25 protein-coding genes are annotated in these 26,932 nt (G+C 68.3%); 12 read left to right on the top strand and 13 right to left on the bottom strand.

What is annotated here, in order from left to right:
• Positions 1-19 precede the first annotated feature (19 nt).
• Entirely contained in the window at positions 20-439 is a 420-nt protein-coding gene (locus tag R2APBS1_RS03600) for a rubrerythrin family protein (RefSeq protein ID WP_007507266.1), read from the bottom strand.
• A gap of 128 nt (positions 440-567) precedes the next feature.
• On the bottom strand, positions 568-1,539 hold the full coding sequence (locus R2APBS1_RS03605) for a LysR substrate-binding domain-containing protein (protein WP_015446917.1): 972 nt from the start codon (positions 1,537-1,539) through the stop codon (positions 568-570).
• Positions 1,540-1,834: 295 nt separating this feature from the next.
• On the opposite strand from R2APBS1_RS03605, the gene R2APBS1_RS03610 reads away from it, so the two are divergent.
• On the top strand, positions 1,835-4,537 hold the full coding sequence (locus R2APBS1_RS03610) for a M1 family metallopeptidase (protein WP_015446918.1): 2,703 nt from the start codon (positions 1,835-1,837) through the stop codon (positions 4,535-4,537).
• 52 nt (positions 4,538-4,589) lie between these two features.
• Here R2APBS1_RS03610 and R2APBS1_RS03615 read toward each other — a convergent pair whose 3' ends face one another.
• Positions 4,590-5,930 (bottom strand): IS4 family transposase, encoded by a 1,341-nt coding sequence (locus R2APBS1_RS03615; RefSeq protein ID WP_015446919.1) that lies wholly within the window; start codon positions 5,928-5,930, stop codon positions 4,590-4,592.
• 202 nt (positions 5,931-6,132) lie between these two features.
• On the opposite strand from R2APBS1_RS03615, the gene R2APBS1_RS03620 reads away from it, so the two are divergent.
• Complete coding sequence (locus R2APBS1_RS03620; protein WP_027485409.1) at positions 6,133-7,218, top strand: beta/alpha barrel domain-containing protein; 1,086 nt, start codon at positions 6,133-6,135, stop codon at positions 7,216-7,218.
• Positions 7,219-7,288: 70 nt separating this feature from the next.
• Here R2APBS1_RS03620 and R2APBS1_RS03625 read toward each other — a convergent pair whose 3' ends face one another.
• The 3 genes from R2APBS1_RS03625 to R2APBS1_RS03635 all read right to left on the bottom strand — a co-directional run bounded on the left by R2APBS1_RS03625 (position 7,289) and on the right by R2APBS1_RS03635 (position 9,944).
• A complete protein-coding gene (locus R2APBS1_RS03625) occupies positions 7,289-8,542 on the bottom strand; it encodes a polyhydroxyalkanoate depolymerase (RefSeq protein ID WP_015446921.1) in 1,254 nt (417 codons plus the stop codon).
• An 89-nt stretch (positions 8,543-8,631) separates the two neighbouring features.
• Positions 8,632-9,393 (bottom strand): class I SAM-dependent methyltransferase, encoded by a 762-nt coding sequence (locus tag R2APBS1_RS03630; protein ID WP_015446922.1) that lies wholly within the window; start codon positions 9,391-9,393, stop codon positions 8,632-8,634.
• A 47-nt stretch (positions 9,394-9,440) separates the two neighbouring features.
• Positions 9,441-9,944, bottom strand: a complete 504-nt coding sequence (locus R2APBS1_RS03635) for an RDD family protein (protein WP_015446923.1) — start codon at positions 9,942-9,944, stop codon at positions 9,441-9,443.
• 51 nt (positions 9,945-9,995) lie between these two features.
• On the opposite strand from R2APBS1_RS03635, the gene xerD reads away from it, so the two are divergent.
• Complete coding sequence (xerD, locus tag R2APBS1_RS03640; protein ID WP_015446924.1) at positions 9,996-10,913, top strand: site-specific tyrosine recombinase XerD; 918 nt, start codon at positions 9,996-9,998, stop codon at positions 10,911-10,913.
• Between the two features lie 72 nt (positions 10,914-10,985).
• Here xerD and R2APBS1_RS03645 read toward each other — a convergent pair whose 3' ends face one another.
• Positions 10,986-11,660: a Fe2+-dependent dioxygenase gene (locus tag R2APBS1_RS03645; protein WP_007507250.1), complete on the bottom strand. Its 675-nt coding sequence runs from the start codon at positions 11,658-11,660 to the stop codon at positions 10,986-10,988.
• Between the two features lie 223 nt (positions 11,661-11,883).
• Between R2APBS1_RS03645 and R2APBS1_RS03650 the strand changes: the two genes are divergently transcribed.
• From R2APBS1_RS03650 to R2APBS1_RS03670, 5 genes are all read left to right on the top strand, one after another.
• Entirely contained in the window at positions 11,884-12,657 is a 774-nt protein-coding gene (locus tag R2APBS1_RS03650; protein ID WP_007507248.1) for a DsbC family protein, read from the top strand.
• Positions 12,658-12,758: 101 nt separating this feature from the next.
• Positions 12,759-16,622 (top strand): phosphoribosylformylglycinamidine synthase, encoded by a 3,864-nt coding sequence (gene purL, locus R2APBS1_RS03655; RefSeq protein WP_015446925.1) that lies wholly within the window; start codon positions 12,759-12,761, stop codon positions 16,620-16,622.
• Positions 16,623-16,651: 29 nt separating this feature from the next.
• Positions 16,652-17,398, top strand: coding sequence for a hypothetical protein (locus tag R2APBS1_RS03660; protein ID WP_015446926.1), 747 nt, complete (start codon positions 16,652-16,654; stop codon positions 17,396-17,398).
• Between the two features lie 82 nt (positions 17,399-17,480).
• Positions 17,481-18,365, top strand: a complete 885-nt coding sequence (locus R2APBS1_RS03665; protein WP_007507241.1) for a glycosyltransferase family 2 protein — start codon at positions 17,481-17,483, stop codon at positions 18,363-18,365.
• A 91-nt stretch (positions 18,366-18,456) separates the two neighbouring features.
• Positions 18,457-19,350 (top strand): DMT family transporter, encoded by an 894-nt coding sequence (locus tag R2APBS1_RS03670; RefSeq protein ID WP_015446927.1) that lies wholly within the window; start codon positions 18,457-18,459, stop codon positions 19,348-19,350.
• On the opposite strand, the gene R2APBS1_RS03675 is transcribed toward R2APBS1_RS03670, so the two are convergent.
• Positions 19,338-19,862 carry a DUF2127 domain-containing protein gene (locus R2APBS1_RS03675; RefSeq protein WP_007507237.1) on the bottom strand — a complete coding sequence of 175 codons (525 nt, stop codon included), beginning with the start codon at positions 19,860-19,862 and terminating at the stop codon, positions 19,338-19,340. The genes R2APBS1_RS03670 and R2APBS1_RS03675 overlap by 13 nt on opposite strands.
• Positions 19,863-20,103: 241 nt before the next feature.
• Between R2APBS1_RS03675 and R2APBS1_RS03680 the strand changes: the two genes are divergently transcribed.
• A complete protein-coding gene (locus tag R2APBS1_RS03680; RefSeq protein ID WP_015446928.1) occupies positions 20,104-20,913 on the top strand; it encodes a class I SAM-dependent methyltransferase in 810 nt (269 codons plus the stop codon).
• Positions 20,914-20,981: 68 nt separating this feature from the next.
• On the opposite strand, the gene R2APBS1_RS03685 is transcribed toward R2APBS1_RS03680, so the two are convergent.
• From R2APBS1_RS03685 to R2APBS1_RS03695, 3 genes are read right to left on the bottom strand one after another with little or no spacing between them, the layout of a single operon-like run.
• Complete coding sequence (locus tag R2APBS1_RS03685; protein WP_007507233.1) at positions 20,982-21,176, bottom strand: YbdD/YjiX family protein; 195 nt, start codon at positions 21,174-21,176, stop codon at positions 20,982-20,984.
• Between the two features lie 10 nt (positions 21,177-21,186).
• A complete protein-coding gene (locus R2APBS1_RS03690; RefSeq protein WP_244868504.1) occupies positions 21,187-21,435 on the bottom strand; it encodes a hypothetical protein in 249 nt (82 codons plus the stop codon).
• A 23-nt stretch (positions 21,436-21,458) separates the two neighbouring features.
• Positions 21,459-21,644: a hypothetical protein gene (locus tag R2APBS1_RS03695; protein WP_041676667.1), complete on the bottom strand. Its 186-nt coding sequence runs from the start codon at positions 21,642-21,644 to the stop codon at positions 21,459-21,461.
• A gap of 206 nt (positions 21,645-21,850) precedes the next feature.
• Between R2APBS1_RS03695 and R2APBS1_RS03700 the strand changes: the two genes are divergently transcribed.
• Positions 21,851-22,717 (top strand): nidogen-like domain-containing protein, encoded by an 867-nt coding sequence (locus R2APBS1_RS03700; RefSeq protein WP_015446930.1) that lies wholly within the window; start codon positions 21,851-21,853, stop codon positions 22,715-22,717.
• 283 nt (positions 22,718-23,000) lie between these two features.
• On the opposite strand, the gene R2APBS1_RS19510 is transcribed toward R2APBS1_RS03700, so the two are convergent.
• Together R2APBS1_RS19510 and R2APBS1_RS03705 are read right to left on the bottom strand one after the other, a co-directional pair.
• Complete coding sequence (locus R2APBS1_RS19510; RefSeq protein WP_015446931.1) at positions 23,001-23,195, bottom strand: YbdD/YjiX family protein; 195 nt, start codon at positions 23,193-23,195, stop codon at positions 23,001-23,003.
• 10 nt (positions 23,196-23,205) lie between these two features.
• Positions 23,206-25,281 (bottom strand): carbon starvation CstA family protein, encoded by a 2,076-nt coding sequence (locus R2APBS1_RS03705; RefSeq protein ID WP_007507226.1) that lies wholly within the window; start codon positions 25,279-25,281, stop codon positions 23,206-23,208.
• 170 nt (positions 25,282-25,451) lie between these two features.
• Here R2APBS1_RS03705 and R2APBS1_RS03710 point away from each other — a divergent pair, with 170 nt between their 5' ends.
• Both R2APBS1_RS03710 and def read left to right on the top strand, forming a co-directional pair.
• The gene (locus R2APBS1_RS03710; RefSeq protein ID WP_015446932.1) at positions 25,452-26,249 is read left to right on the top strand and encodes a DUF4197 domain-containing protein; all 798 of its coding nucleotides are present in this window, start codon (positions 25,452-25,454) and stop codon (positions 26,247-26,249) included.
• A gap of 136 nt (positions 26,250-26,385) precedes the next feature.
• Positions 26,386-26,925, top strand: a complete 540-nt coding sequence (def, locus tag R2APBS1_RS03715) for a peptide deformylase (protein ID WP_007507222.1) — start codon at positions 26,386-26,388, stop codon at positions 26,923-26,925.
• Positions 26,926-26,932: the final 7 nt, after the last annotated feature.

Below are 26,932 nucleotides of genomic sequence, written 5' to 3' on the forward strand. Positions count from 1 at the left end.
CAGGAGCAGGCGGCCGCGTTCAGGCCATGTCGCCCAGCGCCTTGGTAAAGCGGTTCGCGTGCGAACGCTCGGCCTTGGCCAGCGTCTCGAACCAGTCGGCGATCTCCTCGAAGCCTTCCTCGCGCGCAGCCTTGGCCATGCCCGGGTACATGTCGGTGTATTCGTGGGTCTCGCCGGCGATCGCGCTCTTCAGGTTCAGCTGGGTGCCGCCGAACGGCAGGCCGGTGGCAGGGTCGCCCACCGCCTCGAGGTATTCCAGGTGGCCGTGGGCATGGCCGGTCTCGCCTTCGGCGGTGGAGCGGAACACCGCGGAAATGTCGTTGTAGCCCTCGACGTCGGCCTTGGCGGCGAAGTACAGGTAGCGGCGGTTCGCCATCGACTCGCCGGCGAAGGCGTCTTTCAGGTTCTGCTCGGTCTTGGAGCCTTTCAGGTTGCTCATGACATCACCTCGTGACGTTGGGCTGGGAGGGGTTGCGCGTGCGGCCTTCATGGTCGTGACCGGCCGAGCCTAGCGCGCGGTGGGTTGCCGGTGAAATTGATTGTCTGGATCGGGCGGATAGCCCGCAGCTATCGGGGCGCGGCCTTGCGCGCGGCGCGCACGGGCTTCGCCGGCGGCGCGGGCGTGGCGGCCGTGTGCGGGTTCAGCAGGTCGGCCGGCAACTGCCGGAATACCGCAGCCAGCCGCTTCAGGAAGTCGGCCATCGCCGAGCTCTTGCGCCAGACCATGGCGACACGCCGGCTTGGCGGATGGCCCTTGAACTCGATCAGGTGCAGGTTGTCCAGCGGTGCCACCGGCGGCTTCACCGCGGTGACCGGCAGCAGGGTGATGCCGACGTTCGCCGCCACCATCTGCCGCAGCGTCTCCAGGCTGGTGGCGCGGAAGCCGCTGCGCTCGACGGCGCCGGCAAGATGGCATACCTCCAGCGCCTGGTCGCGCAGGCAATGGCCGTCTTCCAGCAGCAGCAGGTTCTGGTTGGAAAGGTCGGCCAGTTTCAGCTGGCCCTGCCTGTGCGCCAGCGGATGTTCGCCCGATACCGCCAGCAGGAACGGTTCCTCGAACAGGAACTCGCTGTGCAGGCTGTCCTCGTGCAGCGGCAGGGCGAGGATGCCGGCGTCCAGCTTGCCCTCGCGCAGCAGGCGCAGCACCGCCTCGGTCTTTTCCTCGACCAGCAGCAGTTCCAGCCGAGGGAAGGCTTGGCGCACCAGCGGCAGGGCATGCGGCAGCAGGTACGGGCCCAAGGTGGGGAAGATGCCCAGCCGCACCGTGCCCGATTCCGGGTCCAGCGTGCGGCGGGCCACGCTGCGGATCTGCTCGACCCCGTTGAGTACGTCGCGTGCGCGGATGGCGATGTCGCGGCCGACCTCGGTCAGCAGCACCTTGCGCGGGGTGCGTTCGACCAGCGGCACGCCCAGTTCCTCTTCCAGTTTCTTGATCTGGGTGGACAGGGTGGGCTGGCTGACGAAGCAGGCATCCGCGGCGCGGCCGAAGTGCCGGTGTTCGGCCAGGGCCACCAGGTACTGGAGATCGCGCAGGTTCATGGATCGTCCCGGCTCGGCAATAGCCATACGCTATGACAGGGATGGTAACAATCAATTGGAGCAATGCAAGCGGGCGCCTTACGCTGCACCGGCGATCCCCCGCGCGTCGGAGTTCCCTCCCTCTTCCCCCGCGGCGCGCGGGCTTTCCGGCCGGCGATGAAGTTCGCTTCATCGCCGGTTTTCTTTGGGTGCTGTCGCAGACGGCGCCGGCCGCGTGGCGGGCATGCCTTCTGGCACTGGGTCGGAGGTCATGCCGGCTCTAGCTTGAGGTTTTCCCCACGCCAGAGAAATCCTCATGCGACGACTCGCCCGCCCTCTCCTGCTTACCGCGCTGGCCACCTGCTGCGGCGCCGCGTTCGCCGCCACCGCCGACCAGGCGCCGCAGGGCCGGCTGCCGGGCTGGGCGGTGCCGCAGTCGTACCAGCTCGCGTTCAAGGTCGATCCGGCGCAGCAGGATTTCTCCGGCACCACCACGATCAAGGTCAAGCTAACCCAGGCCTCCGACCACCTGTGGCTGGACGGTGCGGGGCTGAAGGTGTCGAAGGTGACCGTCACCGACGCCGCCGGCAAGGCGCACGCCGGCAAGTACGTGGCGGTGGACCCGAAGGCCGGCGTGGCGCGGGTGGATTTCGGCCGCACGCTGAAGCCGCAGCAGCTGACGGTGAAGGTCGAGTACACCGCGCCGCTCAACCAGCAGTTGCAGGGCCTGTACAAGGTCACCGCGAAGGGCCAGCCGTATGCGATGACGCAGATGGAACCGATCAGCGCGCGCTTCGCCTTCCCCGGCTTCGACGAGCCGGGCTTCAAGACGCCGTTCGACCTCAGCATCACCGTGCCCGACCACGAAAACGTGGTGGCGAACACCCAGCAGGTGAGGGAGCAGCCGGCCGGCAGGGGCTGGAAGACGGTGACCTTCGCGCAGACGCTGCCGCTGCCGACCTACCTGGTCGCGTTCGCGGTCGGTCCGTGGGACATCGTCGCCGGCCCGGACATCTCGCCGACCGCGTATCGCGTCAAGCCGCTGCAGCTGCGCGGTATCGCCGCCAAGGGCGAGGGACAGCGCATGCAGCACGTGCTGGGCGAAACGCCGAGCATCATCCACGCGCTGGAGAACTACTACGGCTTCGGCTACCCGTTCGACAAGCTGGACCTGCTGGCCGCGCCGGATTTCGAGGCCGGCGCGATGGAGAACCCCGGCCTGGTCACCTTCCGCGACTGGCTGCTGCTGATCGACAAGGATTCGCCCGCGCGCAACGTGCGGGGCTCGTTCAACGTCAACGCGCATGAGCTCGCGCACCAGTGGACCGGCGACACGGTCACCACCGAATGGTGGAACGACATCTGGCTCAACGAGGCGTTCGCCACCTGGATGCAGCAGAAGGTGACCATGCAGGTGCACCCGGAATACCGCGCCGACCTCGACCGCGTGCGCGGCGGCCAGGGCGCGATGAACAACGACAGCCTGGTCAGCGCGCGCAGCATCCGCCAGCCGATCACCGGCAACGGCGACATCATGACCGCGTTCGACGGCATCACCTACCAGAAGGGTGCCAGCGTCATCGGCATGTTCGAGAACTACGTGGGCGAGCCGACCTACCAGAAGGGCATGCGCGCGTACATCCAGAGCCAGAAGTACGGCAACGCCACCGCCGACGACCTGGTCTCGGCGATCGCCACCGCGGCGGACAAGGGCGATGCATTCAAGCATGCGTTCAAGAGCTTCCTCGACCAGTCCGGCGTGCCGTACGTGGCGACGAAGCTGGAACAGAAAAACGGCCAGGCCGTGCTGCAGCTGAGCCAGAGCCGCTACCTGCCGCTCGGCAGCAGCGGCGATCCGCAGCGCATCTGGGGCGTGCCGGTATGCGTGCGCTACGGCACTGCCGCCAGCGGCAAAGATGGAGCACCATCCAGCAAGGTCGCTTGCAAGATGCTCGACAAGGCGACCGGCTCGATGGTGCTGGCCGGCGCCAGCCAGCCGACCTGGATCATGCCGAACGCGAACGCCAGCGGCTATTACCGCTTCAGCCTCGACAAGTCGGAGCTGGGCGGGCTGGTCAAGCAGATCGGCAAGCTCAGCGATGCCGAGCAACTCGCCTACGCCGACGCGATCGGCGCCAGCTTCCGCCATGGCGACATCGATGCCGGCGACATGCTGGCTGCATTGCAGCCGTTGGCCGGTTCGAAAATCCGCGAAGTGGCCACCGTGCCGCTGGACCAGGCGGCGCAGCTCTACCATCGCATCGCCGCCAACAATGCGCAGCGCGCCCGTCTGGCCGAGTGGGCAAAGGCGGCCTACCTGCCGCGGCTGGAGCAGCTCGGCTACCAGCGCAAGGCGAACGAGCCGGAAGACGATGCGCTGATGCGCAGCAGCCTGGCCGGCGCGCTGGCGTTCGACTTCAAGCTGCCGCAGGTGCGTGCGGCCCTGCTCAAGCAAGGTGAGGCCGCGCTCAAGCCGGGCGCCGATGGCCGTCTGAACCTGGCTGCCGCCGATCCCGACCTGCTCGGCGATGCGCTGGGCGTGGCGGTGCAGGAACACGGCAAGAGCGTGGTCGATGCGCTGATCGCCGAGCTGCCCAAGACCAGCGATCCGGCCCTGCGCAACGGCATCCTCGGCGGCCTGGCCAGCGTGGAAGATCCTGCGCTGGCCGAGCAGGTGCGCAACTTCGCATTGACCAAGCCAGTGAAGGTCGGCGAGATGGGCATGCTGCTGCGCGGCGGCCGCGACACGCTGGCCCAGCGCGATGCGATGTGGACGTGGTTCACTGGACACTACCAGCAGATCCTCGATCGCACCGGCAGCTTCTCCGGCGGCCGCCTGCCGTCGCTGGCGGCCGGCGGTGGCTGCTCCAGCGCTGAGTACGATCGCCTGCAGGCGTTCTTCAAGACCCGCGAAAAGGACGCCGCCGGCATCGGCCGCGGCCTGGCGCAGACCGGCGAGTCGATCCAGCTGTGCGGCGCGCTGAAGGCGAAGCAGGATCCGGCCGCGATCCTGCGCTGAAGCAGCCGCGTCGCCCGGATGAAAAGCCCCGCCGCAGCGTAATGCCAGTCAGTTAAGACAGACTGGCATTTTTCGTGGGGTATTTGTGGGGTCGGCGTTTGACTTCACGGGGACAAGATCGTTGTCGTCGTGCGGGCAACAGATAGATGTGGGCTTGCTGTCGGAGGCGGGCGAGTCGTTTGGGAAAGGCGCCGGGTGTTTCCAGCGGGGCGTATCGCAACTCGGCCACGATGGCGCGCGTGAACCCCTGGAAGCTGAGCCGGGTCGGTGGCACGCCCAGCTCACCAGCGGTTTGGTGCATTTCCCAGCGCAGCAGGTTGTAGGCGATCAGCAGCCCCCAGATTTCCTGCCGCACCAGCTCCGGTCGCTTGCTGCGCAAGACGGTGTCGTTGGCTTGCATGGCTTGCTTGATGTCCCGAAAACCCAGTTCGATCTCCCAGCGTTCGCGATAGCACACTGCCACCTGATCGGCGGGATATCGAACGGCATCGGCCAGCGAGGTCAGGTAGCGCCGACCGGAAGGACAGAGGATCAGACGCGCCTCCCAGAAGGTTGGCAGCTGCGGATGCTGGCGACGGGCTTGCGGCGAGACCGGCAGGCGCACCCACGCATCGCCTTCACCGAGCGGACGGATCACCTCATAACGCAACGAGGACTTGGCTCGCATCAGCCAGTGCCGCTGCTCTCCCGCATGCTGCCACGCCAGCAGGAAAGCCGCCGAATAGTAGGCGCGGTCGAAGATCGTCAGTGAGTCATCGGGCGCCGCGGTTACCAGATCGTGGGCGTAGCTGAGCTCGCCGGTCGTATAGGCACCGAAGGCGGCGGCCCGGATCAGGTGCGTATGAACATCCATCAGGCACACCGCACGCACCTGCGGCCAACTCCCTTCACCGTGCTGCGATCGTCCTGCGCCGAAGACATCACGATGCTCGGCGGTATCAGGCGTCGACCACACCACGCCATCGACCGCCAACAGGCGAAGCCCGTGGAAGAGCCCGGCCGTCGGAAGCGGTGCGGTGCACCACGCGCGGCTGAGCTGATCGAACAGATGGGCCAACGGCGCTTCACCCAGTCGCTGGCGCCCTTGAACCGTAGCGCTCGGCACAGGCACGACCTGTGCCTCGGTACCCAACGCCAGCCCCAACTGACGCACAATGTGCCAGATCGGTTCGTTGCGAAACAGCGCTAAGCCGATGACCAGCCAGATCAATCGCTCGGCCGGCAGACGTCGACGGCGCAGTGACGTCGTGCCAGTCGCTTGCAATGCTTGCTCGATCCAGGCGGCCGGAATGAGCTGGCTGAAACGATCAAACGCGTCGGGAGACAGATCGCCTACCGCATCAAAGTTGGCTTGCAGGGCTGAGATCAAAGCAAGAGGCTCATGGAAAACCATGAGCCTCTTGGGTCGTTCCGGCTTCGTCAATACCTTAACTGACTGGCATTACGCCGCAGCGGGGCTTTTCGTTGGCCGTCCGCATGCACCACAAGGCGCCGTCCCGTGCAAGCGCAATTTCCGGCCGTGCGTCCGGGTTTTGCCGCAGCGGCTGACGTAGCATGCGGCACGACACACATCACCGGCATCGCATGCAGGGGGCATGATGATCGAGCTGGAAATCCAGGGCCTCGCGGCACGCCGCGAGGGCCTGCTGGTAGAGGTTGGCCGGCTGGTCCTGGCCGGCGGCTTCAGCCTGCAACGGCAACGCCTCGTGCAGGATCACCACGGCATCCTGCTGACCATGGTGGTGCAGGGGCCGTCGCGCAAGCAGCGGGCGCTCGAGGCAGCGCTGGACGCCTGCGAGCGCTTCATCAGCGTGAAGACGTTTCCCTTCGTCGAAGGCGAAACGCGGGCACATTTCGCGGCATCGCGCGAACCGATGGAACCGGCACGCACGGTTCCGCCCGTTGCCCGCCCCCCGGCGACGGCTCCCGCGTCGAAAGGCGCGCCGGTCGCCGCGCCCGCGGTGCCTGCTCCCGCGCCCGCACCGGCTCCCGCTCCCGCTGCCGCCATGGCCCATCGTGCCGGCATGGCGGGGATGGCCGCGGCGCCGGTTGCGATGACCGAGGCGGCCACCCGGCCGCAAACGAGGCCTGCACCGGCTCCGCCGCTCGTACCCGCACCGGCACCCACTCCGGCATCGATCGTGGCGGACGAGTCGGCGTTCGAGTTCATCCTGCCCATGTTGCCGACGTCGGTCCCGCCGCGCGTGGCCGCGACGCCCTTCGTCGAACTGGTGCCGCTGCCGGCTGACGAGGCGGCGGTCGCGCGGGCGCTGCATGAGCTGCCGTCGGAATATCCGCGGATCGTGCCGTGCTTGCTGGCTTTGGCGCAGGCGGTTGCCGACGGCGCGCGCGAATCCTCGCTCATGCTGGCGGGGCAGCGCACGGGCGCGTGGCTGTTCGAGCGCGAGTACGCGCTGGACGTCGGGCGGGACTTGCGCGCGGCCATCGAGCACATCGGCACCCCCGCGCTGCGTGCGCTGGTCGAGGTCGATCAGCAGGGCGACCAGTTGCACATCCACGCCAGCCCGCTATGCACGGAAGGCCACTCCGGCTGCGCCTTCTTCAGCGGCTTTCTGGAGGGGCTGCTCGGGCCGGCGATCGCGCCGGGCAGCTTGTCGATCTTCTCTGTCTGCTGCCGCAGCTATGGCGCGGACGAGTGCGTGCTGGCGATTTCGGATTGAAGGCTGCGCTGACCCACCGGGCGCGGGCGAGCCCCCGCGGGCGCAAAGCTTGCGGGCAACCTGCGGGCGCCTAGCTGGCGGCTTGGTCGAACTTGCGGATGAAGTCGCGTACCTGCGGGTAGACCGTTTCGCGCCAGCGGCGGCCGCTGAAGATGCCGTAGTGGCCGGCGCCTTCGATCACCTTGTGTGCGCGGCGTTTCGCGGGGATGTTGCTGCACAGGTCGTGCGCCGCTTCGGTCTGGCCGAGGCCGGAGATGTCGTCCAGTTCGCCCTCGATGGTGAGCAGGGCGCTGCGCGTGATCGCGGCGGGGTTCACCCGCTCGCCGGCCACGTCCCACAGGCCGCGCGGCAGCAGGAATTGCTGGAACACCTTGTCGATCGTGTCGAGGTAGAACTTGGCCGGCATGTCCAGCACGGCGTTGTACTCGTCGTAGAACTTGCGGTGCGATTCGGCGTCGTCGAGGTCGCCGCGCAACAGGTCCTGGTAGAAATCCCAGTGCGAATTGAGGTGGCGCCCAGGGTTCATCGCGATGAACCCGGCGTGCTGCAGGAAGCCCGGATAGACCTCGCGGCCGTGGCCGGGGTAATTCGGCGGCACGGTGTGGATCACGTTGCCCTTGAACCAGGACAGCGGCTGGTGGGTGGCCAGGTTGTTGACGCTGGTGGGGCTGCAGCGCGGGTCGATCGGGCCGCCCATCATGGTCATGCTGCGCGGGGTGGCCTCGCCGCGTGCGGCCATCAGCGACACCGCCGCCAGCACCGGCACGGTCGGCTGGCAGACCGAGATCACGTGCAGCGTGGACGCGCCGATGTGGCGGATGAACGCCTCGACATAGGCAATGTAGTCGTCCAGTCCGAACGTGCCGGCCGCGGCCGGCACCATGCGCGCGTCGACCCAGTCGGTGACGTAGACCTTGTGGTCGCGCAGCAGCGTGCGCACGGTGTCGCGCAGCAGCGTGGCGTGGTGGCCGGACAGCGGCGCCACCACCAGCACCACCGGATCGTTCTTCATCTTCTCGATGGTGGACGGGTCGTCGCTGAAGCGCTTGAAGCGCTTCAGCTGGCAGAACGGCATGTCCAGCGCGACCCGCTCGATCACCGCGATCTCGTGCTCGTGCGCGGTGGCGGTGTGGATGCCGAAAGCGGGTTTCTCGTAATCCTTGCCGAGGCGATGGACCAACTCGTAGCCGGCGGCCATCCGCTGCGCGCCGGGCATCTGTGCGAACGGGTTGCTGGTGTCGTTGAGCATGCGCGCGCCGGCTTGCGCGAAATGGCTCAGCGGGCCGAGGAACGCGCGTTGCCATTCGTGGATCTGATAGAGCATCGGAGGGGTGGCCGCGAGCGAAAGATGCCATCTTAACGCCGTTTGTCCCGCCCGTGTTGCAATGCCGCAGTCGCAGCTTGCCAGTCCGATCAGTGACTTGGCGCCGAAACCGGCTGGTAACGGCAGCGCAGCAGCAGTTCGTCGACCCCGGCGGTGTCGCCGAGTCGGGCGCGCCATTGCAGCGGCTTCTGGAAGCGCAGGCCAAGCGGCATGAACACCCGGTTGTACCACCACATTGCGCGCTCGCGCCGGTGGGTGAGATACCACTGGCCAAGGCTGAGCAGGCGCGGGGACGTCGGCTGCATGCCGTACACCGCACTGTGTTCGATGCTGAAGCCGTGCCGCGCAAGCAGCGCCACGATCCGCTGCGGTTCGTAGCGGCGGCAGTGGCCGACAAAGTCGTCGAACGCGGTCCAGGCCGCCGGGTGCAGCGGCACCGACAGCAGCACGCTGGCGCCCGGCGCGGCCACGCGGGCCAGTTCGGCCAGCGCGCCGTCGTCGTCGGCGACGTGTTCGAGGATGTCGAGCGCGCAGACCAGGTCGAAGCTGGCGTCGGCGCACGGCAGGGCGCCGATCATGCCGTGTACCGCGTTGGCACCGCTAGCCTGCAGGCGCCGCAGCGCGGCACGGCTGAGGTCGACGAAACAGGTACCGCGCAGCGGCAGCCGCGGGCGCAGGCCCGGCGCCACTTCAAGCCGGCGCGGCGCGGCGTCGGCCAGTTCGTGCAGCAGCGGCCAGGTGTTGAAGCGTTCCGGTGCGATCAGCTGCGCTCCGGCCCACAGCGATTCGTAGAAGCCGCGGTTGGCGCGGATCAGGTCGGCGTTGCTGCGGCTTTCGGCGGGACGCGGCATGGGCATCGGCGGATTGAATCGCGCAGGTGCTGAGCGAAGCCTGAAGCTCAGCCCAGCAGGCGGATCTCGGTGCCGGCGGCAATGTCGTGCAACGCGCGCCGGCGCGGGTCGAACGCGGCCACGGCGAACCAGCTGGCCCACACCAGCAGCCATGTCCACAGCGTCGCGCGCAGTCCGATCACCGGTTCGAGCAGCAGCAGGGCCAGCGGCGCGGCCGCCACCAGCACGCGGATCAGCGCCTGCTGCAGCGTCGGCGTGCCGCCGTCCCCGCGGGTGAGCCGGATGCGCCAGGGCCGCATGCCCAACGTCTGCCCGCCGCGCCGCCACGAGCCGATGAAGTACGCCGCCACCACCGCGCCCTGCAGGGCCTGGTACCACACCGGCACCACCGCCGTCGCGCCGGTGCGGATCAGCTGGCCGCCGGTGGCCAGCTGGCACAGCAGGCCCACCACCATCACGATCGCCAGCACGATCAGCAGGTCGTAGACCAGCGCCAGCAGGCGGCGCCACAGCGGACAGGGAGTGTCGGTAGTGATGAGGTCAGGCGGCATCGTGGGTCGGTCGCTTGCGTAGAGCGCGCGCAATGGCCAGCATGCGGGCGCATGAAGAAGGAAGAGAGCCGCGCCAGTATCGCCGAAGCCGACCAGCGCAGCATCGCCGCGTTCGTGGAGCGGGTGTGGTCGGAGGACGGCCTGGCCGACCGCACGCTGGAGGCCTACCGGCGTGACCTGGCCGCACTGGCCGGCTGGCTCGCCGCACGCGGGCGCGACCTGCGCAGCGCGCGGCGCGAGGACATTTCCGCCTACCACGGCGCGCAGCCGGCAGCGGTGCGCTCGATCGCGCGGCGGCAGTCGGCATTCCGCCGCTACTACGCGTTCCTCGCCCGCAGCGAGCCGGGCTTCGCCGATCCCACCCTGTTGATCGAGCGTCCGAAGCTGCCGCGCAGCCTGCCCAAGGCACTGGCCGAACGCGAGATCGAGGGCCTGCTCGGCGCGCCCGACACCGGCACCACGCTGGGCCTGCGCGATCGCGCGATGCTGGAGCTGATGTACGCCTCCGGCCTGCGCGTGTCCGAGCTGGTGGAGCTGCCGCTGGCCGCGCTGAACCCGCGCCAGGGCGTGCTGCGGGTCACCGGCAAGGGCGGCAAGGACCGGCTGGTGCCGGTCGGCGAGGAAGCGCTGGCGCGCATCGGCACCTATCTGATCGAGGCGCGGCCGGCGCTGGCGAAAGGCCGCCAGCCGCCGGCGCTGTTCCTCAGCCAGCGCGGCGAAGGCATGACCCGGCAGATGTTCTGGACCCTGGTGAAGCGCTACGCGCTGAAGGTCGGCATCAACCCGAAACGCATCTCGCCGCACGTGCTGCGCCACTCCTTCGCCACCCACCTGCTGAACCACGGCGCCGACCTGCGCGCGCTGCAGATGCTGCTCGGCCACAGCTCGCTCAGCACCACGCAGATCTACACCCTGGTGGCGAAGGAAGGCCTGAAGCGGCTGCATGCGCAGCACCATCCGCGGGGGTGATGGAATTCAGCGAATCACGCCATGCCCCTTGATACTGATTGGGCCGGGGAGTGTGGCGGCGCCATCAGCGTCTTACACCTCCGCCCACATCCGCAGCAGGTTCGCGTGCGACTTGCTGATGGCGTCGAAGGTGGCGCTCTTGCCTTCGCGCCCGAAGACCTGCCGCTTGGCGTTGTCCAGGTCCCACAGCAGTTCGCGCCTGGCGGCGTCGCGTACCTGGCTCTGCACCCAGATGATGGCGGCATGGCGCGTGCCCTGGGTGACCGGGGTGACGTGGTGCAGGGAGTTGGCCGGGTAGGCGATGGCGGAGCCGGCATCCAGCTTGAAGCCGTATTCCACGCCGTTGGTATCCACCACCAGGTCGCCGCCGGTGTAGCTCGTGGGGTCGGACAGGAAAACCGTGATCGCCACGTCGGTGCGCACCGCGCCGCCCAGGCCGCCCATCACCGGGGCATCGACGTGCCGGCCGTATTGCATGCCGACGTCGTAGCGGTTGAACAGGACCTGCGTCATCGCGGACGGCAGCATCGACGCCTGCAGCATGGCGTTGCGCAGGAAGGCACTGCGCACGATCTCCCGCAGCCGGGCCTGGCTTTCGGTGTCGATGTCGACCTGCAGGTTTTTCTTGACCTCGCGTGCCGACCAGCCGGCCGTGCTGGCGCCGTCGACGAACGTGGCGCCCTGGAGTTCGCTGCGTATCGTGCCGAGCTCTTCGGCGGTCAGCACGTTGGGGGCGCAAATGATCACGAGGATTCTGCCGGGCGATTCAGGTTGTCGGGAAAGGCCGCGCGCGGCCGGGCTGTTCTGCCGGTCCGTTTCGGGCAGCGGTGCTGCGGAAATCTAGCATCGACCCGGGGCGCCGGTCGCCGGTTTCTGCGGCGTCGTGCACCGAATGGCGTTCAGCTGCCTGTGCGAGAATGCGCCTCTGCCGCCGGTGAACGCGCCGGCCACGGATCGAACGAGGTTGGTGATGTTGAAGAAACTGTTGCTGGCGCTGTGCATCGGCGGGCTTTCCCTGAGTGCGTGTGCCGCCGAAAACGATGCGGCGCCGGTCGCCGGCCCGGCGGTGACGCCGGCGGCGCAGCAGATGGTGCGGCAGGCGATCAAGAGCCTGGCGGCGAACGTCGAGGTCGACTCGATCGAGCCGGCGCCGATGCCGGGCTTCTACCAGGTGATCGCCGCCGGCCAGATGCTCTACGTCAGCACCGACGGCAAGTATGCGATGCACGGCGACGTGCTCGACCTGCAGAGCAAGCGCAACCTCGGCGACGACGCCTGGGCGCGCTTCCGCAAGGCCGAGCTGGCCAAGGTGCCGGCGTCCGAGCGCATCGTGTTCGCGCCGCCGAATCCGAAGTACACGATCAGCGTGTTCACCGACGTCAACTGCGGCTTCTGCCGCGCGCTGCACGAGCACGTGGCCGCGTTCAACAAGGAAGGCATCGCGGTGGAGTACCTGGCGTGGCCGCGCGAAGGCGTGGTGACCACCGCCGGGCGGCCCACGCCGACCTACACCGAGATGGTCTCGGTGTGGTGCGCAAAGGACCGCAAGGCGGCGTTCACCGCCGCGAAGGAAGGCCGTGCGCCGGCGCCGGCGACCTGCACCAACCCGGTCAAGGACCAGTTCAACCTGGGCGTGAAGCTGGGCGTCAACGGCACCCCGGCGATCTACGGCCCGGACGGCCGCGTGCTGGGCGGCTATGTGACTCCGGAACAGCTGCTGCAGGCGCTGAAGCAGGGCGGCTGAGGCCGCCGTGCCCTGCCGCGCAAGGCCGGGGCAGCTGGCTTAATGCCGTATTGCAGCATGGGTTAGAATAGGCGTTTCCCTCGCATAGCGCCGTTCCCCGCATGATCGCACTCGACGGGCAGAGCGCCCTCTCGCCGTTCCGCCTCGAACGCCTCAATGCCCGCCTGGATGCCCTGCATCGCGGCGTGCGCGTGCAGGCGTCGTGGTTCGTCTATTTCGTCGACGCCGCCACGGCGCCGGAGGGCGAGTTGCGCCAGCGGCTGCTGGCCGTGCTGGAGGCGAAGGACGCGCGGCCCGAGCCCGCCACGCTGTGGGTGGTGCCGCGGCTGGGCACGATCTCGCCGTGGTCGAGCAAGGCCACCGACATCCTGCATGGCGCCGGTTTCGACGTGCGCCGCGTGGAACGCGGCCTGGCCTGGCAGGTGGCCGGGTTGCCGGCGGCGGAGGCGCCGGACCATGCGGCGATCATGGCGGTGCTGCATGACGCGATGACGCAGTCGGTGCTGCAGCGGATCGAGGACGCGCAAGGCTTGTTCCTTGGCGGCACGCCCGGCGACTTGGTGCACGTGGCGCTGGGCGCCGAGCCGCAGGCCGCGCTGGCCGCAGCGAACCGGCGGCTGGGCCTGGCGCTGGCCGACGACGAGATCGAGTACCTGGTCGAGCGTTACGCCGAACTCGGCCGCGATCCCACCGACGCCGAGCTGTTCATGTTCGCCCAGGCGAACTCCGAGCATTGCCGGCACAAGGTGTTCAACGCCAGCTGGACGGTCGACGGCACCGAGCAGGACAAGAGCCTGTTCGGCATGATCAAGCACACCCACCAGCGTTCGCCCGCGCATACGCTGTCCGCTTATTCGGACAACGCGGCGGTGATCGAGGGCAGCGCCGGCCGGCGTTTCTTCGCCGACCCGGCCGATGGCGTGTGGCGCGCCCACGAGGAGCGCATCGACTACGCGATCAAGGTGGAGACGCACAACCACCCCACCGCGATCGCGCCGTGGCCGGGGGCGGCCACCGGCGCCGGCGGCGAGATCCGCGACGAGGGCGCGACCGGCCGCGGCGGCAAGCCGAAGGCCGGGCTCACCGGTTTCTCGGTGTCCGACCTGCGCATCCCCGGCCTGCCGCGGCCGTGGGAAGTGGATCGCCCGCTGCCGCCGCGGATGGCCAGCGCGTTCGAGATCATGCGCGACGGCCCGCTCGGCGCCGCCGCGTTCAACAACGAATTCGGCCGCGCCTGCCTCGGCGGCTATTTCCGCAGCTACGAGCACGAGACCGCCGAACCCGGCCTGCGCCGCGGCTACGACAAGCCGATCATGCTGGCCGGCGGGCTGGCCAACCTGCGCCCCGGCCACGTGCTGAAGCATGCGGTGCAGCCGGGCCACAAGGTGATCGTGCTGGGCGGCCCGGCGATGCTGATCGGGCTGGGCGGCGGCGCAGCCTCGTCGGTGGCCGGCGGCGCGTCGAGCGCCGAGCTGGACTTCGCCTCGGTGCAGCGCGACAACGCCGAGATGGAGCGGCGCTGCCAGGAAGTGATCGACGCCTGCTGGGCGCGCGGCGAGCACAACCCGATCGTCAGCGTGCACGATGTCGGCGCCGGCGGCCTGTCCAACGCCATCCCCGAGCTGCTCAACGACGCCGGCGTCGGCGGCGTGATCGACCTGTCGAAGATCCCTTGCGACGACCCGTCGCTGTCGCCGATGCAGGTGTGGAGCAACGAATCGCAGGAACGCTACGTGCTGGCGATCGGCCCGGAAAACCTGGCCGAGTTCGAGGCGATGTGCGTGCGCGAGCGCTGCCCGTATGCGGTAGTCGGCGACGCCACGGCCGAGCGCCAGCTGGTACTGGCCGACCCGCGCCGCGGACTGACCGTGATCGACCTGCCGATGGACGTGCTGTTCGGCAAGCCGCCGCGGATGCACCGCGATGCCACGCGGCTCAAGCCGCGCGTCGACCTGGTGCCGGACCTCACCGGCATCGGCATGGACGAGGCGCTGCTGCGCGTGCTGCGGCTGCCCACCGTGGGCAGCAAGAGTTTCCTGATCACCATCGGCGACCGCACCGTCGGCGGCCTGAACGCGCGCGACCCGATGGTCGGCCCGTGGCAGGTGCCGGTGGCCGATTGCGCGGTGACCCTTGCCGATTTCGACGGTTATGCCGGCGAGGCGATGGCGATGGCCGAGCGCGCGCCGGTGGCGCTGCTCTCCAGCGCCGACGCGGCGCGACTGACGGTGGGCGAGGCGATCACCAACCTGGCCGCCGCGTCGATCGCCAGTCTCGGCGAGATCCGCCTGTCGGCGAACTGGATGGCCGCGGTCAACCACCCGGGCGAGGACGCCGCGCTGTTCGATGCGGTCAAGGCGATCGGCATGGAATTGTGCCCGGAGTTGGCGATCTCGATCCCGGTCGGCAAGGACTCGCTGTCGATGCAGACGGTGTGGCAGGACGGCGGCACCGCGCAGCGCACGGTGTCGCCGGTGTCGCTGGTGGTCACCGGTTTCGCCCGGGTCACTGACGCGCGCCGCACGCTCACCCCGCAGCTCAGGCTCGATCGCGGCGCCACCGCGTTGTGGCTGATCGACCTGGGAGCAGGGCGCGACCGCCTCGGCGGCTCGGCGCTGACCCAGGTGTTCAACCGCGGCGGCGGCGTGCCGCCGAACCTGGACGACGCGAAACGGCTGAAGGCGCTGTTCGAGCTGATCCAGGAGGCGAACGCGAGCGGCCTGCTGCTGGCCTACCACGACCGCTCCGACGGTGGCGTCATCACCACCTTGCTGGAGATGGCGTTCGCCGGCCACTGCGGCCTGGAGATCCATCTGGACGGCTGGGCCGAGGCCACCTTGCGCGCGCTGTTCAACGAGGAACTCGGCGCGGTGGTGCAGGTGGCCGAGGCGAATCGCGAGGCGTTCGAAGCGCTGCTGATCAGGCATGAGCTGGCCGGCATCAGCCACCGCATCGGCCGGCCGAAGGAGAAGCTGGGGATCAAGCTGTTCCTCGGCGGCGAGACCCTGTTCAAGTGGCACTGGAGCACGCTGTTCAAGGCGTGGAACGAGACCAGCCACGCGATGCAGCGCCTGCGCGACAACCCGCTCAGCGCCGACGCGGAGTCGCAGTGGCGGCTCGACGACGCCGATCCGGGCATCACGCCGAAGCTCAGCTTCGACCCGGTGCAGGACGTCGCCGCGCCGTTCATCGGCACGGGCCCGCGCCCGCGCGTCGCGATCCTGCGCGAGCAGGGCGTCAACGGCCAGGTCGAGATGGCGGCCGCGTTCAGCCGCGCCGGCTTCGAGGCGGTGGACGTGCACCTGTCCGATCTGGCCAGCGGCCGCGTGAAGCTGGCCGATTTCCGCGGCTTCGCCGCCTGCGGCGGTTTCTCCTACGGCGACGTGCTCGGCGCCGGCCGCGGCTGGGCCACCTCGATCCTGTACAACGACTACCTGCGCGCCGAGTTCAGCGCGTTCTTCGCCGACCCGACGAAATTTGCGCTCGGCGTATGCAACGGCTGCCAGATGCTGGCGCAGCTGAAGGAGATCATCCCCGGCGCGCAGCACTGGCCGAAGTTCCTGCGCAACGCGTCCGAACAGTACGAGGCGCGCCTGGCCACGCTGGAGATCCTCGACACGCCGAGCCTGTTCTTCAAGGGCATGGCCGGCTCGCGGATTCCGGTGGCGGTGGCGCACGGCGAGGGCCGGGTCAGTTTCCCGCACGCGTGCAGCCCGTCGAAGTCGAATGGCGCGGTGCGCTTCGTCGACAACCGCGGCAAGCCGACCGAGAACTTCCCGCTCAACACCAACGGCTCGCCCGGCGGCCTGGCCGGCTTCACCGCCGCCGACGGCCGCGTGACGATCATGATGCCGCACCCCGAGCGCGTGTTCCGCAGCGTGCAGCTGAGCTGGCATCCGGAACAGTGGGGCGAGGATTCACCATGGATGCGCATGTTCCGCAACGCCCGCGTGTGGTGCGGCTGAGCGCCCACCGCTGCGCAAGGCGCTGAGCGATGGCCCGGCGCCGCTGGCCGGCGTGGCGTGGCGTGCTGGCGCGTTCGGCCTGGCTGGCCCTGCTGGCGTTGCTGCCATGGTGGCTCGGCCTGCCGCTGCTGCTGGCGCTGACGGCCGTGGTGACCCTGCTGCAGCACCGGTTGGCCGACGAGCATATCGCGTTGATCCGGTGCGCCTTGCGTTGGGGCCTGCCCGGCGTGCTGTTCGCGCTGCAACGGGCGCTGGGCGGCGACGCGTTCGCCTGGGGCGCGGCCTTGCTGGGTGCGCTGGCCGGCTACACGCTGCTGGCCGGCCTGGACGCGTGGCTCGACCGCGGGCAGCACCGCGTGCCGGCGGCGGCGCCTTCCGCCGAGTGGCCCGAACTGGCGATGGCACCGATCGGCCCGGCGGCGGAGATCATCGAGCTGCAACCGCCGGCCTGGCAGGTCGCCGCGGATGGCCTGCTCGATCCGCTGGGCGGTCGCGTGGCTTACCGCGATGGCGCCTACCTGTTCGAGAGCGGCGGGTGCATCGACGGCGCCGGCGCGCCGGCGGCCTTCAGTCCCGGTGGCCGCTGGTTTGCCGCGCACCTGCGCAACGGCCGCGGTGTGCTGCTGTGGGATCGGCTGCGCGGGCGGCAGCACCGCCTGCGCGGCTGGCGCCTGGGTGGCTGGTATCGCGGGCAGCCGTGGCTGGTCCGCCGCGACGACGACATGCCGCTGGCGCTGTCGGCGGTGCTCGGCGACGACGATGTGGAGGAAGCGTGAAGCTGCGGGCCACGAATCCCGTGCGGCGCTGTCGCGGACGGTTCTCCCTTCGCGCGTCTCCGCGCATACTTGCCCCGTGAGCATGCCCGCTTCCCATCGATCACCGTTCGCGCTGGCGCTCAGCGTGATCGTGGTATCCGCCGACAGCGGCCCGAGCCTGCGCGAATGCGTGCGCAGCGTGCTGGCCAGCACGCTGCCGCTGGAGCTGATTCTGGTCGACAACGATTCGCACGACGGCGTGCCCGAGGCGATCGAGCGCGCGCATGCGCACGACACCCGCTTCCAGGTGATCTACAACTACCGCAACCTGGGCTTCGGCCCGGCGGCGAACCTCGCCGCGAAACAGGCGCACGGCCAGGCGCTGCTGATCCTCAACCCCGACTGCCTGCTGCCGCAGGACGACCTGCAGCGCTTGCTGGACCTGCTTTCCGGGCAGCCCAGGGCGGGCCTGATCGGCGCGGTGGTGTGCGATGCCGACGGCCGGCCCGATCCGGCGTCGTGGCGTCGCGATCCCCTGCTGCAGCGTGCGCTCAACAGCCTGCTCGGCCGTGCCGGCGAAAAGGTCAACATCGAGCGGGAGATTCCGGCCGAGGTGATCGAGGCCGAGGCGATATCGGGTGCGGTGATGCTGATGCCGCGCGCGATGTTCCAGCGCCTCGGCGGTTTCGACGAGGATTATTTCCTGCATTGCGAGGATCTGGACCTGTGCCGCCGCGTGCGCAATCTCGGCTACCAGGTGCTGCTGGCCGGCGATGTGCGCGTCCTGCACGGAAAGGGCAGCTCCAGCCGGCACCGGCCGGTGTTCGTCAGCCGCCACAAGCACCGCGGCATGTGGCGCTGGTTCCGCAAGCACGACCCGGCCGCAAGCAATCCGCTGACCGCCGGCGTGGTGTGGCTGGGCATCTGGGGGCATTTCTTGTTGCGGATCCCCGGCCAGTTGCTGCGGCGGAAAGCGGGGAGCGAGTGAAGGGAAGCAGGAAAATCGAGCAGGCAAAACCGCCTCGTAGCGTCGCAGCCTGCCTCTCGCTTCGCATTCCTCTCCGCCCACTTCCCGCCCCATGAACGCACGCACCACCTCCATCCTCGCCACCCTCGGCCTGCTGGCGATGACCGCGGTATGGGGCTCCACCTTCGTGCTGATCAAGGGCGTGGTGGGGCGCATGCCGGTGGCGGACTTCCTGGCCGTGCGCTTCGTGATCGCCGCGGCGGCGATGCTGGCGCTGTTCGCGCGACCGGTGTGGCGGCTTGGCCGGCGGCAAGTGCTGCACGGCCTGGTGCTGGGTGCGATCTACGGTATCGGCCAGTTGCTGCAGACCTGGGGGTTGTCGCTGATCGCGCCCAGCGTCAGCGGTTTCGCCACCGGCATGTACGTGGTGTTCACGCCGATCCTGGCGCTGCTGCTGCTCGGCCAGCGCATGGCCGGCATGGTGTGGCTGGCGGTGGGGCTGTCCACCGTCGGGTTGGCGCTGCTCTCGCTCAACGGCGTCTCGGTCGACCTCGGCGTGTGGCTCACGCTCGCCTCGGCCGCGCTGTACGCGCTGCACATCGTGTTGCTCGGGCAGTGGTCGCGGCGGGGCGAGGCGTTCGGCCTGTCGGCGGTGCAGATGGTGGCGATCGCCGCGGTCTGCCTGCTCGCCATCGTGCCGCACGCGCCGGTGCTGCCGCCGGACCGCAGCGCCTGGTTCGCGGTGCTGTACATGGCGCTGATTGCCGGCGCCGGCGCGATGCTGATGCAGACCTGGGCGCAGTCGCACCTGCCGGCCACCCGTGCGGCGATCGTGATGACCACCGAGCCGGTGTTCGCCGCCGCGTTCGCGGTACTGCTGGGCAGCGACGTGCTGAGCTGGCGCATGCTGCTCGGCGGCGGGCTGATCCTGGCGGCGATGTACCTGGTGGAATTGATGCCGCGGCGCGGCGCGCTACCCGCCGAGGCGGTGCATCACGAAGTGTGATGCCTCAGCGCCTGTCGCGTCGCCCGCGTTTGCAGCGCGACGCGCACCAGGTACACCACGATCGCCACGTTGCCGGCCAGCGCAACCAGCTTCAGCCAGCCGAAGTGGTGCAGCGTCTCGTACAGTTCCAGCGGGATCAGCGAGCCGGTGGCGATCACGGTGAACCACTCGGCCCAGTACTTGCCCAGCCACAGGCCGGTGCCCTCGATGCCGAACAGCACGGCGTAGCCCAACGCTACTATGCCGACCGCCACGAACCGGCTCGGCCCGAAATCCTGCAGCAGGCCGACCAGCTTCCAGCGCAGGCTGTTGCTGTCGGCCAGCGAGAGGTGTTCCAGCCAGTGCACCAGATGCTCGAAGTTCTGCTGGCGGTCGAGGTGGAATGCCGCCATCGCCACCAGCACCAGACAGACGGTCTTGACGATCTCGTAGACCGCGATGACGCGCAGGCCGGCATGCGGCGGGCCAGCCGTGATCGCCGCGGGAGCGTCGGTGGATTCGGGAATGGACATCGGGTGGCGGCCGAAGGAACAGCCCGTATTGTCGCCGATCCGGCACCGACTGGCCCGGGTGGAATGGCATGGCCATGCAGCGTCCTGGCCTGCAGCCGGCGCGAACCCGCTTCTTCCACGCGCCATGCCGCCTCGAGCTGCCACACTAGAGGCCTCGGCTGGGCGTGCCGGATTCCCGAGGCAGGATCCGGTGGCGAGCCTGCCGCCCCACGTGACCACTTTCCTGTTTCGGAGACCCGCCATGTCCGATCGTGTCGAGCACTCCACCAGCGTCGCCGCGGCTTCGGGCGACGCCGAGCCGCATGGCCCGTCGACCGTCGGCCTGCGCGACGCGAAGCTCGGCGGCTGGTATCGCGAGGACAGCGGCGAGCTGTTCCGCGGCATGCCGATCGGTGGCGACGACGTGGTGGTGGACGTCGGCTGCGGCGCCGGCGTCAACAGCGTGTTCTGCGCGCGCCACGGCGCCCGCGTCTACGCCATCGACCGCGAGCCGCAGGTGATCCGCGAGGTGCGCGCGCGGCTGAGCGTCGAAGGCAGCGGCACGCACACGGCGCTGGTCAGCGACGCGAACCCCTTGCCGCTGGACGAGGGCATGGCTACGCGGGTGATCTGCACCGAGGTGTTGCAGCACGTCGATGACCCGCGCCAAATGCTGGCCGAGCTGGTGCGGGTCGGTGCGTCCGGCGCCCTCTACCTGCTCAGCGTGCCTGGCGCGCTGCAGGAAGGACTGCAGGAAAAGGTGCTGCCGCCGGCGTACCGCGAGCAACCCGGTGGCGCGCTGCGGGTGATCGGTCGCGACGAGTTTGCGCAATGGGTCGGCGAGGCCGGCCTGGTGCTGGTGGAGCAGACCCAGCACGGCTTCTTCTGGTCGATCTGGTGGGCGTTGTTCTGGGGCTGCCAGGTGGAACTGTATGACCCCGCCCATCCGGTGCTCGATCACTGGACCGCCGCCTGGCAGGCGCTGCTGGACATGCCGCAGGGGCGCCGGCTCAAGCAGCAGTTGGACGAGTTCATGCCGATCAGTCAGATCATCGTGGCACGCAAGCCCTGAGCAGTGTTTGGGTGGAGTGTGGTCCCGCGCTCTCGCCACGGTCCTGAAGGACAATGGCCTTCGGGCATTCAGCAGCAGCGCCCGCCGCCGCCCTTGTAGCGGGCTTCCTGCCGCTCGCGGAAGAACTCGCCGTAGCTGGGCACCTTGCGCGCCGGATGATGCTCGCGCAGGTGCTTCACGTAGACGTCGTAGTCGGGCACCCCGCAACACAGGCGGGCGGTTTGCGCCGCCCACTTGCGTACGGCCTGCAGGGTTGCGTTCATCGCGTCGTCCTCAGCCCGCCACGCTGCTCAGCGCCACGTACGGTTCTTCGTGCGCGGTGGGGTGGTTGGTCTGCCAGGCATTGATCAGCGCGCGCAGGCAGAACAGCACCATCGTCACGACCAGCAGCATGAACAGGCCGGTCATCACCATGTCCACGTAGTTGTTGGTGACGATCCGCTGCATCTCCGCCGCCGACTTGGCCGGCGCCAGCAGCTGGTCCGGCCGCAGAGCTTTGCCTATCCGTCGGTGAGCGTGCACACGATCAACCAGATCGCCGGGATTCACGACATCGGCATATAGCGCTCGCGTTCCGGTTTCACCACCACCACGGTGGCCAGCGTCTTGGTGACCGCGTTGCCGCTGTTGCTCTGCCACGCCCTTTTTTGACGCTCGGGCAGGGGTGGTGAGTTGCCGAGAGCATTGGCCGGACTGACTGGCACCAGCGATGTCTCGGAGTCGGGAACCATCGATCCTGGGGATTTTGCCGAAGGGTTGGCCGCGGCGCGGAGCACGGGGCAAGTTCACGGGAATCTAGTTTTAGCGCCGGAGAACTTTACACAATGGACGCGGTGCACGGGGCTCGTGAAAGTTAAAACTCAATGGAATTAATTTGTTATATCGATGGCATGGTTCTGGCTGGTGGATAGAGAAATCCACCAAGGAGAACGCCGACATGTTCACCAAGTTTCTTTCAAAAACCAGCTGGCTGATGCTGGCCACGATTGCCTATGCAATCGTTGTTGCGCCTGCCGCGAGGGCCGGTACCGTGGCGTCCGGGTTCAATGCAAACACGTTTCCCGCCAACGACGACGGTGCTTCGGGGCTGGTCACCCTGCCGTTCACTGCCAACTACTTCGGCACCAACTACACGGGTCTGTACGTGAGTAACAACGGCTACATCACGTTCAACTTCCCCCAAGGCACCTTCACGCCTTCCGGCCTCGGCAGCGGTTATAGCGGCCAGCCGATCATTGCCCCGTTCTTCGCCGACGTCGACACGCGTGGTGCCGGCAGTGGTCTGACCAGTTGGGGCAACGGCACCTATGCCGGGCGTACCGCTTTTGGCGCCACTTGGCCGGGCGTCGGATATTACGGTGCGCACACGGACAAGCTGAACACGTTCCAGTTGATCATGGTCGATCGGTCCGATGTCGCCGCTGGAGACTTCGACTTCTACTTCAACTACGACCAGATCCATTGGGAAACCGGAGACGCCAGTGGCGGCTCGAACGGGCTTGGCGGTACCTCGGCCGCAGCGGGCTATAACGCTGGCCAGCCTGGCAATCCTGCGGGGACCTATGCCCAGCTCGCCGGTTCGCTCACCAACGGTGCCTTGCTCGACGGCGGGCCGGACTCGCTGGTCGCCGGTACCAACGACGGCGTACCGGGACAGTTCCTGTTCCAGGTCCGAAATGGCACCATCACGCCACCCGTCACGTCGGTGCCAGAACCGTCCTCCCTGGCGATGTTGATGATGGGCCTGCTTGGTCTGCTCGGCTTGGAGTCCTTGCATCGTCGGCGCCACGAGTTCCGCGGCTGAGTTCCACATTGCTCTGATACCGGCGGTCGTGTCGACGTCAGCTCGTTTGACGTCGGCGCGGCCGTTGGTGCCTTCCAGTTTTTGCGGATCGGCCTTTCCGCCGGTAGCCGCTGACGGTTTTGAACGTTGCGTGCGTGGTCAGGACCAAACCTGTGCGCAGCTGAGGCTCGTCGGCTTCAAGCCAAGCCCGCAGCCAAGCGCTGACTCCATCGCGACCACCCTCAGGGCTGCTCCTCGTCGCGACGGTAGATCGACTCCCAACTAATCTGCAACACCGCAGCATTCAGCAACACCGCCCCCCACCCCCTTTGTAGCGGGCCTCCTGCCGTTCTCTAAAGAACGCCTCGTAGCTTGGCACCTTGCGCTCGGGATGATGTTCGCGCAGGTGCTGCACGTAGACGTCGTAGTCGGGCAGGCCGCAGCACAGGCGGGCGGTTTGCACCGCCCACTTGCGTATGGAACGGAAGCTCGCATTCATCGCGTCGTCCTCAGCCGGCCACGCCGGCCAGCGCCACGTACGGTTCCTCGTGCGCGGTCGGGTGATTGGTCTGCCAGCCCCGGATCGCGGCGCGCAGGCAGAAGATCACCATGACCACGACCAGCGCCATGAACAGGCCGGTCATCACCATGTCCACGTAGTTGTTGGTGACGATCTGCTGCATCGCGGCCTGGGTCTTGGCCGGCGCCAGCAACTGGCCCTGCTGCATCGCGGCCGCGTACTTGTTGGCGGCGGCGGTGAAGCTGATCGGGCCGACCAGCTTCTCGTAGCCGGCGGTGAGCGTGCACACAATCAGCCACAGCGCGGGGATGCCCGGCACCCACACGTAGCGCTCGCGCTTGAGTTTCACCACCACCACGGTGGCCAGCATCAGCGCGATCGCGGCCAGCATCTGGTTGGCGATACCGAACAGCGGCCACAGGGTGTTGATGCCGCCCAGCGGGTCGACCGCGCCCTGGTACAGGAAGTAGCCCCACAGCGCCACGCAGACCGCGGTGGCCAGCAGGTTGCCGGTCCACGACTCGGTGGCCTGCAGCGGCTTGTACACCAGGCCAGCGATCTCCTGGATCATGAAGCGGCCCACGCGGGTGCCGGCGTCGACCGTAGTGAGGATGAACAGCGCTTCGAACAGGATCGCGTAGTGGTACCAGAACGCCATCATGCCGCCGCCGGGCAGGATGTTGTGCAGCAGTTGGGCCATGCCTACCGCCAGCGTCGGCGCGCCGCCGGCGCGGCCGAGGATGCTGCCCTCGCCGATGTCCTTCGCGGTCCGCAGCAGTTCGTCCGGGGTTACCACGAAGCCCCACTGGCTGATCGTGGTGGCGGCCTGCTCGACGGTGGTGCCGACGATCGCGCCCGGCGAATTCATCGCGAAGTAGACGCCCGGGTGCAGCGAGGCGGCGGCGACCAGCGCCATGATCGCCACGAACGCCTCCATCAGCATGCCGCCGTAGCCGACCATGCGCGCCTGGCCTTCGTTGGCGAGCAGCTTGGGCGTGGTGCCCGAGGCGATGATCGAATGCCAGCCGGAGACCGCGCCGCAGGCGATGGTGATGAACAGGAACGGGAACAGGTTGCCGGCGAACACCGGCCCGGTACCGTCGATGAACTTGGTCACCGCCGGCAATTGCAAGGTCGGCGCAGCCAGGAAGATCGCCAGCGCCAGCAGCGCGATGGTGCCGATCTTGAGGAAGGTGGAAAGGTAATCGCGCGGCGCCAGCAGCAGCCACACCGGCAGCACCGAGGCGCAGAAGCCGTAGGCGATCAGCAGCCAGGCCAGCGCCTTGGCGTCGAAGTCGAACAGCGGCGCCAGCGTGGCCGAGTCGGCCACGTACTTGCCGAACCAGATCGAGGCCAGCAGCAGCAGCAGGCCAATGATCGATACTTCGAGGATGCGGCCCGGGCGGAACCAGCGCATGTAGGCGCCCATCAGGAACGCGATCGGGATCGTGGCGGCCACGGTGAAGGTGCCCCACGGGCTGTGCGTGAGCGCCTTGACCACCACCAGCGCCAGCACCGCCAGCACGATCATCATCAACACCAGCACGCCGATCATCGCCACGATGCCGGGCAATGGCCCCAGTTCCTCGCGCAGCATGTGGCCGAGCGAACGGGCATCGCGGCGCAGCGACAGGCCGAGGATCATGAAATCCTGCACCGCGCCGGCGAACACCACGCCGAACAGGATCCACAGTGTGCCGGGCAGGTAGCCCATCTGCGCGGCCAGCACCGGGCCAACCAGCGGGCCGGCACCGGCGATCGCGGCGAAGTGGTGGCCGAACACCACCCACTTGTCGGTGGGCACGTAGTCGAGGCCATCGTTGCGCAGCACCGAGGGCGGCGCGCGGCTGGGGTCCAGCTGTAGCACCGAGTGTTCGACGAACTTGCCGTAGAAGCGGTAGCCGATCACGAAGATGGCGATCGACGCGGCGACCAGCCAGATCGCGTTGATCGGCTCGCCGCGGCGCAGGGCGACCACGCCCAGGCAGAACGCGCCGACGATGGCGATGGCGACCCACAGGATCTTGCTGGCCGGGCTGGGCTTGGGCATGACGGCGGCTTGCATGGGCGGCTCTCCTGGGCGATGCCGCAAGATTCGTCCCGTCGGCGGCGGCGGTCAATCCCAAAACCGGCCAACCGGTATTAGCCTTTGGTCGAATAACCAAGTCCGCTTCGTCACGCCGCGAAGAGGCGGCGGCGCTACACTGGCGGCCTGCCGGCCACAGGGAATTCGTCATGCGCATCGCGGTTCGCTACGGTTTGCTGAGCCTCGCCCTCACGGTCGCCGCGCTGCCGCTGACGGCCGCCGGCTCGGGCCAGTTCAAGGATCTGCTGAACAAGGTCAAACAGTCGACGCATGCGTCCAATTCGCAGCTCGGCAGCAATTTGCCGACCAGCGACATCGCCGCCGGACTCAAGGAGGCGCTGGCCAAGGGCACCACCAACGCGATCAACAGCCTCGGCCGCGACGGCGGCTTCTGGAACAACGCCAAGGTGCGCATTCCGCTGCCGGGCAAGCTCGAGCAGGCGGGCAAGCTGGCGCGCCAGCTGGGGCAGGGCGCCAAGGTCGACGCGTTCGAGCTGAGCATGAACCGGGCGGCGGAGAAGGCGGTGCCGCAGGTGGCCGAGATCTTCGGCGATGCGATCCGCAAGATGACCCTGGAAGACGCGCGCGGCATCCTCGCCGGCGGCGATCACGCGGCCACCGATTTCTTCCGCCGCGTGGCCGGCGATGCGCTGACCGCGCGCATCCATCCGATCGTGGCCAAGGCCACCGACAGCGTCGGCGTCACCCAGAAGTACAAGGCGTTCACCGCCGGCGGCATGGGCGGCGAACTGGGCAACGCGCTGGGCGCGCTCGGCGGCAAGTCGGGCAAATCGAACAAGGGCGGCAGTCCGCTGGACCTGGACGACTACGTGACGGCGAAGACCCTGGACGGCCTGTTCACCACCATCGGCGAGCAGGAGCAGTCGATCCGCCACAACCCGGGCGCCCGCACCACCGACCTGCTGAAGAAAGTGTTCGGCGGTTGAACCCGCTTGCGGGTTCAACCAATCCGCACGAGGCTTCGCCCGGCGCTTTGCCGTTGAGGCGCCGGGGAGCACCGCTTGCATTGGGACTGCATCGACCACAGTTCGACAGGCAACAGCGTTCCGCCACGAGGCCTGCATGATCCGTGAAATCCTGAAAATGGGTGATCCACGCCTGCTGCGCATCGCGCCGCTGGTGCCCGCCGCGATGCTGGGCAGCGCGGAACTCGATGCGCTGATCGCCGACATGTTCGAGACCATGCAGGCCGCCGATGGGGTCGGCCTGGCCGCACCGCAGATCGGTGTCGACCTGCAACTGGTGATCTTCGGCTTCGAGCATTCCGAGCGCTATCCCGATGCGCCCGAGGTACCGCGCACGATCCTGCTCAACCCGGTGATCACGCCGCTCTCGCAGGACATGGAGGAAGGCTGGGAAGGCTGCCTGTCCGTGCCCGGCCTGCGCGGCGCGGTGAACCGCTACACGCTGATCCGCTACGAAGGCATCGACCCGCAGGGCGCACGCATCGATCGTCGTGCAGAAGGCTTCCACGCCCGTGTGGTGCAGCACGAGTGCGACCACCTGATCGGCCGGCTGTACCCGTCGCGCATCACCGACTTCAGCAAGTTCGGCTATACCGAGGTGCTGTTTCCGGGGCAAGAATTGGCAGACGATTGGTGAAGGCCAT

The organism is Rhodanobacter denitrificans (genome assembly GCF_000230695.2).
Taxonomy (GTDB): Bacteria; Pseudomonadota; Gammaproteobacteria; order Xanthomonadales; family Rhodanobacteraceae; genus Rhodanobacter; species Rhodanobacter denitrificans.